8 protein-coding genes are annotated in these 9510 nt (G+C 40.9%); all 8 read left to right on the top strand.

Annotated features, from left to right (window positions below; genetic code table 11):
- Positions 1 to 1545 (top strand): glycine--tRNA ligase subunit beta (gene glyS, locus LHW48_05330; protein ID MCB5259885.1); only part of this gene is annotated, 1545 nt, incomplete at its 5' end.
- Positions 1546 to 2529, top strand: coding sequence for a phosphate acetyltransferase (gene pta, locus LHW48_05325; GenBank protein MCB5259884.1), 984 nt, complete (start codon positions 1546 to 1548; stop codon positions 2527 to 2529).
- Between the two features lie 21 nt (positions 2530 to 2550).
- Complete coding sequence (locus tag LHW48_05320) at positions 2551 to 3753, top strand: pyridoxal phosphate-dependent aminotransferase (GenBank protein ID MCB5259883.1); 1203 nt, start codon at positions 2551 to 2553, stop codon at positions 3751 to 3753.
- The gene (locus LHW48_05315; GenBank protein ID MCB5259882.1) at positions 3750 to 3980 is read left to right on the top strand and encodes a hypothetical protein; all 231 of its coding nucleotides are present in this window, start codon (positions 3750 to 3752) and stop codon (positions 3978 to 3980) included. The genes LHW48_05320 and LHW48_05315 overlap by 4 nt, the downstream gene beginning before the upstream one ends.
- The gene (locus LHW48_05310; GenBank protein MCB5259881.1) at positions 3977 to 4870 is read left to right on the top strand and encodes a PfkB family carbohydrate kinase; all 894 of its coding nucleotides are present in this window, start codon (positions 3977 to 3979) and stop codon (positions 4868 to 4870) included. Before LHW48_05315 ends, LHW48_05310 begins: the two co-directional genes overlap by 4 nt.
- Positions 4852 to 5886: a phosphoribosylformylglycinamidine cyclo-ligase gene (gene purM / locus LHW48_05305; protein MCB5259880.1), complete on the top strand. Its 1035-nt coding sequence runs from the start codon at positions 4852 to 4854 to the stop codon at positions 5884 to 5886. Before LHW48_05310 ends, purM begins: the two co-directional genes overlap by 19 nt.
- A 204-nt stretch (positions 5887 to 6090) precedes the next feature.
- A complete protein-coding gene (locus tag LHW48_05300) occupies positions 6091 to 9147 on the top strand; it encodes a carboxypeptidase regulatory-like domain-containing protein (protein MCB5259879.1) in 3057 nt (1018 codons plus the stop codon).
- A gap of 24 nt (positions 9148 to 9171) precedes the next feature.
- On the top strand, positions 9172 to 9510 hold a 339-nt coding region (locus LHW48_05295; GenBank protein ID MCB5259878.1), incomplete at its 3' end, for a MotA/TolQ/ExbB proton channel family protein.

The raw sequence follows: 9510 nt of genomic DNA, 5'->3' as shown, positions 1-9510 counted from the left end.
GGGAATCGCTATCTGGGATTGGATAGAACGCTTAAGATAGAATCTGTACAAAGCTATGAAGAGACTTTGGAACTTAACAAAGTTTTAGTCAATCGAGAGCGACGCCGAGAGCTTATCTTGGAACAGTTTGCAGAGTTATTTATAGGCTCTGATGATCAGATTAAACAAGATGAACGATTATTAGATACAGTATGCAACCTGATAGAGTATCCTCATGCAGTAATAGGTGAGTTTTCACAGGATTTTTTGCAGCTTCCCGAAAAGATAATAACCTCTACCATTAGTCAAAACCAAAAATACTTTTCTGTGTATCGGGACAACGGTAATCTGAGTAATAAGTTTGTATTTGTATCTAATGGAGATCCTCAGCATAGCAATATCATCAAAGCCGGGAATGAGAAAGTTGTAGCAGCCAGATTAGAAGATGCTATGTGGTTTTTTAACGAGGATTGCAAACGCAGTTTGGCATCTTTTGTACCACAGCTAAAAAACGTGGTATTCCAATCCCGTTTGGGAACATTAAAAGATAAAACAGAGCGCATCCTTAAGATTAATAAATATTTATGCAATGAGCTAAACCTAAGTGAAACAGAGCAAATTAAGGCACAACGAACTGCATTTTTATGCAAAGCAGATTTGGTTACTCTAATGTTGGGTGAGAAAGAATTCACGAAGCTTCAAGGTTATATGGGTATGCAATATGCTCTGGCAAACAACGAGGATGAGCAAGTTGCCCAGGGAATATACGAACATTATATGCCACGAGGGAGCAACGATGTGTTACCCAAGACGCTTTGTGGCGCTCTTTGTGCTATTGCCGATAAACTAGATACAGTATGTGGTATTTTCGGTGTGGGCTTGATGCCAACTGGAAGCGCTGATCCTTTTGCTCTGAGACGCGCAGCAGGAGGAGTAGTGCAAATACTTGCTGAAAGAGCTTGGGATCTTAATCCAGATTCGATGATAGATTTTGTTTTCAAAACCTTATCAGATAAAGTAGAGATAGAGCCAGAATCAGCACTAAAAGTTAAGCAATACTTTAAGCAAAGAGTAAGTTGGCTTTTAAAAGAGAAAGGTTTTGCATACGACATTGTAGCAAGTGTAATAGATATGGGGTTGAGTAGTTTGCCGCACACACTAGCCAAGGCAGAGGCATTAGAGGAACTTAGGCGGGACGAACGATTTGTAAAGCTGGTAATTGGTTTCAAGCGCGTATCCAATATCCTTGAAGGCGAATTGAGTTTTGAAGAAGTTGATTCTTCGCTGTTTGAAAACGAAGTTGAAACACAGCTTCATAATGCGCTTAAAGAACTCGATGCCCATATAGATGATGCCCTAAAAAAAGTAGATTATCCTGCTGCACTTAATTATTTGGTGGATTTTGGGTCGATAATCGACAAATTTTTTGATTCCGTATTGGTTAATTGTCCGGAATCTCAGATCAGAAAAAATCGACATGCCCTATTAGCAAAAATCAGAGCAGAATTCAATAGAGTTACAAATCTTTCTTTGATTGTAGTAGAAAACGAATTAAATGGAGCATAGATGCATATTCTTGAATTATTAAAAAACAGAGCAATTGCAATAGGTGGAACAATTGTTTTGCCAGAATCTTTTGATAAGCGAACCTTAGCCGCAGCAGCTAGTCTGACCGAACAAAGCATTGCCAGAGTAATATTATTAGGTAAAAGAAGCCAAATTCTTAATGATGCAGCCGCATTGGGCATCAATATAGCAGAATGCGATATTATTGATCCGGTAGTTAGCGAAGATTTGGAAAGATTTGCAGAGTATTTTTACGAGCGTCGAAAAGAGAAAGGGGTAAGCAAGGATATTGCCCTCAAGCAGATGCAAAATCCGCTGTATTTTGGTGCCATGATGGTTAAACAAGGCATGGCAAGCGGCATGGTAGCCGGAGCAGCCAATACAACAGCCGATGTTTTACGAGCTTCTTTGCAAGTAGTAGGTGTAATGTCTGGCTTAAACACGGTTTCCTCTACCTTTATTATGGTTTCCCCGCGAGACAATGAAACTACCTACCTATTTGCGGATTGTGCGGTTGTACCTAATCCCACTCCAGATCAACTTGCAGATATTGCCAGTTCTACAGCCACTACCAGGCGCATGATTTTGGGTGATGAGCCCTTTGTAGCCTTGCTATCCTTTTCTACTAAGGGAAGTGCCGAACACGAATTGATAGAGAAAGTACAAAGAGCTAAAAGCATATTGAACGATAGACAAGTAGATTTTGCTTATGATGGAGAATTGCAATTAGATGCGGCAATAATACCGAAGATAGCGAAGAGCAAGGCGCCAGATAGCAGTGTGGCGGGGCACGCAAATACATTGGTGTTTCCAGATTTACAAGCCGGAAACATTGGTTATAAACTTGTTCAACGCTTAGCTGGATATGAAGCTATTGGGCCTATAATTCAGGGTCTTGCAGCACCGATTTGCGATCTCTCTCGAGGTTGTTCTACCGATGATATAGTGAACACTGCAATCCTTGTTTTACTAATGTCTAGATAATAAAAAATATAGGGGGATACGATGGCGATAAAGCTGTCAAATCGTACCAAATTGATCAAACCCTCGCCCACTTTGAGCTTATCTGCAAAAGCAACGCAGATGCGTCAGGCGGGGATCGACGTTGTGAACTTTGGAGTTGGAGAACCTGATTTTAATACTCCAGAGTATATTAAAGCTGCTGCGCATAAAGCTATTGATGCCAATTTTACTCGTTATACAGCAAATGTGGGCATCCTTGAATTGCGTGAAGCTATCTGTGCAAAACTGGAACGTGATAACGGTCTTAGTTATACTCCCAAGGATATTTTGGTGTCTCCTGGAGCAAAGGCCTCAATCTTGAATGTACTAATTGCGGTTTGCGATACAGACGATCAAGTATTAATACCAGTACCATATTGGGTTACCTATCCGTATCAGACCATGATGGCAGATGCAGTTCCAGTTTACATACCCACCGAAGTAAGCGAGGGCTATAAAATTCAGCCCGAAGCATTACAGGAAGCCATTGAGGATAGTCCCTGTGCTAAGGTTCTTATCCTTAATTCTCCTAACAACCCTACCGGTGCCGTCTATAGCCGCAAAGAGCTTGAGGTGCTGGCAGATATTTGTATTCAAAATGATATTCTGATTATATCGGATGAGATATATGAAAGATTAGTCTACGACGACGTGAAACATGTTTCAATAGCCTCGATTAGCCCAGAAGCAAAGGAACACACAGTTATTGTAAATGGAGTATCGAAAGCATATGCTATGACTGGCTGGCGTTTGGGTTATGCGGCAGGACCGACACACATCATAAATGCCGCGGGTAGAGTTCAGGAACATACAACATCTTGCGTAAACTCTATAACTCAAAAAGCATGTGTTACTGCTCTAACTGAAGAAGATGATTCCATCGAAAACATGCGCAAAGAGTTTTGGAAGCGCAGAGATTATTTGTATGATATGCTGATGAAAATACCCCATGTAATTTGCAAAAAACCTCAGGGTGCTTTTTATATTATGCCGGATATCAGTTGGTATTTGCAGAATAATAATCAAGAAATAAAAAAGGCTTCACAATTTTGCGATAAACTTTTAGAAACATACCATGTAGCCATGGTGGACGGTGGTGCTTTTGGTTTAAAGGGGACAGTTAGATTTTCCTATGCCAATAGCATGGAAAACATAAGCAAAGGTGTGTCCAGATTTACCGAATTTCTAAAGGAGATAAGCTCATGAGCGACCTTAACGATAAGGTGGATGAACGGTGGAAAAGTCGCCGCAAGAAAGGCTATAACTGGCCGAAACTAATAGCGATGCTACTGATTTTGATAGCCTTAATTTATGTAATGGGTATTCTAGGCAGAATGGGCGAAAAACAGACCATGATTATGAGTACCGAACAAGATTCGGTTGAAGCCAAAACTGAAATTCAAGATATGGATACTATGGGGCAAAAACCTTGAGTCTAGTAGTAGTTGGCTCAATCGGGTTGGATTGCATCAGTACTCCCGCTGGCAGTGTAATAGATGCGATTGGTGGCTCTGCCGTATATGGCTCTTTAGCGGCATCATATTTTGCTGATGTTCATATTATTGGTGTGGTTGGGAACGACTACCCTTCCCATGCAATTGATGTAATGCGCAGGCACAACATTCACTTGGACGGATTAGAAATTGCGGCAGGAAAAACATTCCGCTGGACTGGCGAATATCATAACTTAAATAAAGCTGAAACCTTGCTTACAGAACTGAATGTTTTTGCCGATTTTGTTCCCAAATTACCCCAAAATTGTTGTACATGCCACTCGCTACTTTTAGCGAATATACATCCCGAACTTCAACTGCAGGTATTGCGAAAAACATCATCATATAACCATGTAGCCTGCGACACCATGAACTTTTGGATTGAGGGTTGTCCAGACAAACTGGCTGAAGTGATATCCAAAGTGCATATCGCATTCATGAACGAGGACGAGATAAAAGCCTTTACTGGAGAAAATAATATCTACTTGGCTGCAGAAAAGCTGTTGGCAATGGGACCCAAAGTTACGGTGGTTAAACGGGGTGAATATGGTAGCGTTGCCATAACGAGCAATAACATATATTATGCTCCTGCTTATCCTATCAAATTAGTCAAAGATCCCACTGGAGCCGGAGATAGTTTTGCCGGTGCCTTTATGGCATGTCTGGAAGGGCATAACGATTTGAGTGATGATGTTATTAAAGAAGCAATGAGATATGCTACCGTAATGGCAGCTTTTAATGTTAGTGAATTTAGTGTTAATGGCATCTTGGACCTATCGATGCAAACCATAAACGAGTTTAAGGACAGCCTATGCCAGATGACAGTGTAAAACCTATGGACTACAAACAAGCCGGAGTAGATATTGAGGCTGGTGAAAGAGCGGTAAGAGAAATAAAGAATAAAGTGCGCAGCACATTCAACGGCAATGTTTTAAGTGAATTAGGAAGCTTTGGCGGTTTATATCGTATTGATGATGCGTGGCAAAAACCGATTCTTGTTTCCAGTACAGATGGCGTGGGTACAAAGCTTTTAATTGCCATCCAAGCAGAGGTTTTAAACACAGTTGGTCAAGATTTAGTAAATCACTGCGTAAATGACATTTTAGTGCAAGGAGCTAAACCGCTTTTCTTTTTGGATTATATCGGCGTGGGTAAGTTGGATGTAACGAATATTGCTCAGATAATAGATGGATTTGTTGACGCATGCAAAGAAAACAGCTGTGCTCTTATTGGTGGGGAAATGGCAGAAATGCCAGGGCTATATAAGGCAAAAGATTTTGATCTGGCAGGAACCATCGTGGGAATGGTTGAGGCGGATAATCTGCTTCCTCGTCAGAATATAAAAGCTGGAGATGTGTTAATTGGCCTTCCTTCAAGCGGCTTACACACAAACGGGTACTCTTTGGCAAGGAAGGTTTTATTTGAACGCATGAATCTTAAAATAGATTCTTACATAGAAGAATTGAGTAGTACCTTAGCGGAGTGCTTGCTAAAAATACACCTTAGCTACCTGTCCACTGTCTCTTCGTATTTAACAGATGCAGGATTTAAGGCAATGGCGCATATCACTGGGGGCGGGATTTCCGGTAATTTGAAGCGTATACTGCCGCCAGGTATTTCTGCCGAAATCGACTTTTCAAAGCACATTATTCCTCCCATCTTCCACATAATCCGCAAAGGCGGCAAGATTTCAGAGCAAGTAATGCGGCAAACATTTAACCTGGGAATTGGCATGATCTGTGTTATGAGCCAAGATTTAGCCACTAAATTTATGATCGAACAAAGAGCCCTATACCTTGGGGAATTAGTTGGTGGCTTGGCTTTGCCAGAAGTGAGATTCAAATGAAATTCGTAAGTGATTTTTTTTCAAGCGGAATTGCGTTATTTTATATGTTAAAATAGCTGTGTTTAAAAAAAAACTGCTTGACTGATTTTTACTACTCAGATATGAGAGCTTTAAGAGGAATAGCCTTTTTGCTTTTTTGGTTGCACCTCTTGCTAACTAATTTAATTAAATAGTAAATAAGCCAGGATGAAGGGAGGTTCATCGATGCGAAAAACTGCATTGATCCTGCTAATTGTGTTGCTCATTGGTGTCGTATACCTCGAAGCACAGACCTCAGGTCGTCTTTCCGTTCGCGTTCGTGACACTCAAGGACGCACCATGGAGTATGTGAATGTTGTGGTTATGTCCGGTTCCCAGCGTATTACTGGAGCTCAGACCAATGAAAAAGGTCATGCCACTATTATCAATATTCCACCGGGTTTTTACACTGTAAAATTCACTCTCGTGGGTTATGCTGCAATGACCTATCAGGACGTAAGAATCCAGGTTGGTCAAGCTACTAATCTTTCTCCAGTTATGAACCGCCAAGGAATTCAAACTGCCACAGTTGTGGTACAAGCTAATACGGATAGAGTTGAGAGTGGCCGCACCGGTTCTTCTCACCAGATAGAAATGGACCGTTTAACCGATTCTGCGGTATCGGATGTTGAGGGGATAATTTCTTTGCAAGCCGGAGTAACAAATATTGGCGGCGAATTGCATGTTCGTGGCGGTAGAGCCAACGAGGTTAATTTTACTGTTGACGGTATGAGCGTTTCGGATCCTGTGGATGGAGGCAGTGCTCTTTCTGTGGATACAGATGCCATTAAAGATCTTAAGATTATGACCGGAGGATTTCCGGCAGAATTTGGAAATGCCCAATCTGGAGTGATAAATATTGTAACTAAAGATGGAGATCCCTTCTTCTCGGGTAAAATTGAGTATAACACAGATCATGTTATCGGCGAGGGGAAAAATATGGATTTACTTAAGTTTGCCATTGGCGGACCCATAGTTCCCTTTGCATCGCAAGACCTTAAGGAACGACTTACTTTCTACTTGAACGGAGCCGGTGAATGGACTGATGGTAGATACAAGGATCTGTATTATTCTAATCCCAACCAAGATTATACTTTTAATGGAATTTCGATATTGGAAGCAGATTATCCAGTTTACGATCCCTATAAAGATCGCGAAAGCTTTCTCGGCGTTGATCTTGGTGATAGAAACTACAATACTTACAATATAAACTTGAAAACAAAATACGATTTAAGCCAAGCTCAGAAGCTAACCTTTGCTATTCGTGGTGACAAATCGGATAGCAACCCCTTTAATCCAGCTGGTTCATATTCTTGGCGTTATGCTTTACAGCATTATGCATACTCCAATGTAATGCAACAACAGTATATTAGCACATACGATCATATGTTTTCTTCTTCGATGAACCTTAAAGTTAAAGCCAGTTACTACACAAAAGATAGCGAACAGGGTCCTCGCGGAATTGACCGCGAAAGTTTCCTCTATTTCCCAGATTACTTCGATCCTAATGATCTCGATGCACTTGGTGACCCGTTAGATAAAGATAATGAGTATATTGATAGAGTTGGTCAGAACAGATTTGGTTTTATTAGCGTTGACGATAATGGGGATGGGATTCATGATGACGGTTTCTATCCATCCAATTATTGGCAATACCGATTAGCGACACTGGAAGATCCAAGGTCAATACCAGGTTTTAATCCTCCTGGCACAATTTATACTAATTTCATTGACGATACTACTACCAGCATCAATTTGAGATCGGACTTTGAATGGCAGATAAATGAAACACATCTGACCAAGACTGGATTTGAGTTAATAAATCATAGCATAAAAAAAGATCAGGTGCTTAATTTCCTGACAATATATGAAGATCGCAGACAAGCGTACTTGAAAAGCGTATACACGCTTACGGAAGATGATTTAAACAATTTTATTGCCGATAATACAATCCCAGACGAGCTTTTTAGCATTAAATCTAAAAAAGACACACCTGAAACCATTGCCGATATATCACCTATCTATAAACCAATGGATTATTACAATGCGGCTAAGTCAGCCTCTGGGAAAAGAGACGGATACACGGCTAATCCATGGCAGTTTGCCTACTATTTACAGGATAAAATGGAATGGGAAGGCATGATTGTTAACGCAGGTATGCGTTTCGATTTCTGGTATTTGGGTTCAAGCTATAAGGTGCTACAAGATAATGGCCGTTTTGCTGAGCGAGATTTTGATAAAGATGACAGATTTCAGATGATGGTTTCTCCCCGATTGGGCGTATCCCATCCGATTACTGAGCGTGATGTTTTGAGATTTGCCTATAACTATCAAAATCAGTTGCCACAAATGCAATACATTTTTACATCGAAAACTCCTGAAGATGCAAACCTTTCGGATGTAGCAATTACGGTGGGTAACCCGAATCTTGAGCCTCAGATAACGGTTACTTATGAAGTAGGTTTATCCCACCAATTGAGCGATGATTATGTACTGGATATGACTGCTTATTACAAGAATCTATACAATTACGTTAGCACTATTCGTGAACGCCGAGTTGATGAACCCAGTATTTCCTGGTATCGCTACATATCTGAAGATTATGGATCTGCGCGTGGTATTGATATTCAGCTTGAGAAACTGCTCTCAAACTTCAATACTTGGAGTATTGCCTATTCTCTAGCTTGGGCACAGGGAAACAATTCTTCCACAGTTATTCAGGATGAGAATACCTCATTAAGAGAGTTCCCCTTGGATTGGGATGTTCGCCATAATGCCTCTATCAATTATACTTTCCGTGTTGGTCGTGGCGAGGAGTTCTTTATTCCGTTTACGGATTATATACTGCCCTTAGATGATTTTTCAGCTAACATCAATTGGAGTTTTGTATCTGGTGCGCCATATACTCCTCAAAGCATTGAGGGGAATTCCATGTTAGATACAAACAGCAAACGCATGGATCCTACGCATCAAGCTAATGCCAGATTAACAAAAGGCATCCAACTCCCTGGTGGAAACAGCTTACGGATCTTTCTGGATGTTGAGAATTTGTTTAAGACAAAGAATATAAACTCGGTGTACCCCAAAACTGGTTCGCCGTACGACGATGGTGCAGATCTTGAAGATTCTACTTTACAATATACATTTCCTGAGGTTGAATTCACCTATGGGAAAGCAGTACAAAACCCAGCTTATATAGATAACTACCGCGGTATAACCGTTGGAGTATCATTTAATTTCTAAATTATTCCAAGGAGGAATCAAATAATGAGAAAATTCTCGTACATAATGCTGCTGATCGCTCTGATAAGCATAGTGGTCCCCGGTCTGGCATTTGCCCAGGAAGCAGTTGAGGAAACAGCCGCGGCTGCAAGCAGCAGTGGTATGGAGAGCTTTGCCGAACTGGTATTTGGTAGCGGTATGGTAAAATGGTTTAAAGATGGTGGATGGGCTATGTGGCCTCTACTCATTGTTGCGGTTTACGGTATTGCCTATGTTGTATGGAAATTCATCGCTCTTATCTACGGCAAGGTAAACCTGAATGCCTTCTTGAACAAAATTCTTCCTCTTGTGAAAGACAAGAAGTATAAAGAAGCTGTTGAGATT

Source organism: Candidatus Cloacimonadota bacterium (assembly GCA_020532355.1).
In the GTDB taxonomy this organism is placed as follows: domain Bacteria; phylum Cloacimonadota; class Cloacimonadia; order Cloacimonadales; family Cloacimonadaceae; genus UBA5456.
Note: the sequence above shows the minus strand (reverse complement) of the source record. Positions and strands in the feature narration are given on the sequence as shown.